At 71.3% G+C, this 1,345-nt stretch carries 2 protein-coding genes and 1 pseudogene; all 3 read right to left on the bottom strand.

From position 1 onward, the window contains the following. Positions 1-95: pseudogene (locus ACLJRH_RS25900) on the bottom strand (heme ABC transporter permease); the annotation flags it as partial. 51 nt (positions 96-146) lie between these two features. Beyond that, on the bottom strand, positions 147-806 hold the full coding sequence (gene ccmB / locus ACLJRH_RS25895; RefSeq protein ID WP_000990028.1) for a heme exporter protein CcmB: 660 nt from the start codon (positions 804-806) through the stop codon (positions 147-149). Then, a partial coding sequence (ccmA, locus tag ACLJRH_RS25890) for a cytochrome c biogenesis heme-transporting ATPase CcmA (protein WP_052946317.1) occupies positions 803-1,345 on the bottom strand: 543 nt, incomplete at its 5' end. The genes ccmA and ccmB, both read right to left, overlap by 4 nt.

The following is a 1,345-nucleotide window of genomic DNA, read 5'->3' as shown; positions in this document are numbered from 1 at the left end:
GCGATGATGCCGGCCGCCGCCAGCCACGGCACGAGCCTGCCGCAAATCTGATACAGCCGGGGCGGCGCCGCCAGCTGATGAAGGGTTTTCCACATAGTCGTCACCTGACCTCCTGAAACCAGTAAAATGTCCGTCGCGCCGGGGCGCTACTGCACGCTGAGGCGCAGCGCCGCCGCGGTGGCGAACGGGCTTAACGTCGCGCTGCCCGCCAGCAGCGCCCCCAGCACCGCCAGATAGCCGTCAGCGGGTAAATGCATCGATGCCGCGTCCATCGCCGCGGCGGCGAAAATCAGCACCGGGACACTCAGCGGCAGCACCAGAATGCCCAGCAGGACGCCGCCGCGCCGCAGGCCGGCCGTCAGCGCAACGCCCGGCGCGGCGAGAAACCCCAGCGCCGGCGTGCCGAGCAGCAGCGTCAGCGCCATGATTTTCCAGCCGTACACGTCCATCCCCAGCAGCAGCGCCACCAGCGGGGAGAGCATAATCAGCGGCAGGCCGGTCACCGCCCAGTGGGCCAGCACCTTCGCCAGCACCACCGCCGGCAGCGGCACCGGCAGCAGCATCAGCTGCTCCAGGCTGCCGTCCTGCAGGTCGTCGCGAAACAGCCGCTCCAGCGCCAGCAGCGAGGCCAGCAGCGCCGCCACCTGGATGATGCCCGGCGCGATACGCGCCAGCAGCTGCGGCTGCGGCCCGACGCTTAACGGAAACAGGGTGATGACCATCAGGAAGAACCACAGCGGGCCGGCGATGTCCGCGCCGTGGCGGAACGCCACGCGCAGTTCGAGACAGAAGACACGCCACATCACAGCCCTGCCTCCCCGCCGGTCAGCGCCAGGCGGCGGACGGTGTCCGCGGCCCCCGGCAACGGCTGGTGGGTGGTGAGAATGACCATCCCGCCCTGCGCCGTGTGCGCCGCCATCCGCCGGGTGAGGCGCGCCACGCCGTTAACGTCAATGGCGGTGAACGGCTCGTCGAGCACCCACAGCGCGGCGCGGGTCAGCCACAGGCGGGCCAGCGCCACCCGGCGCTGCTGCCCGGCCGAAAGCCGGGCGACCGGCACGTCCTCAAATCCCGCCAGCCCGGCCTGCGCCAGCGCCTCCGGGAGACGCGCGCCGTCGCCGGGGTGGAAGAAATGCAGGTTCTCCCGCGCCGTCAGGCGGGTTTTTATCCCCGGCTGGTGCCCTATCCACAGCAGGCCGGAATGGAAGCTGTCGCGCACGCGGCGCAGGGGTTCGCCCTGCCAGTACACCTCCCCGCCGTCCGGGCGCGCCAGCCCGGTCAGCAGGCGCAGCAGGGTGGTTTTTCCGGCGCCGTTGCCGCCGGTGACCTGCACCCACTCCCCGGC

Source organism: Salmonella sp. SAL04162, from assembly GCF_046551535.1.
GTDB classification, from domain to species: Bacteria; Pseudomonadota; Gammaproteobacteria; order Enterobacterales; family Enterobacteriaceae; genus Salmonella; species Salmonella enterica.
The sequence above is the reverse complement of the archived record's forward strand: the minus strand, read 5'-3'. Positions and strand labels throughout refer to the sequence as shown.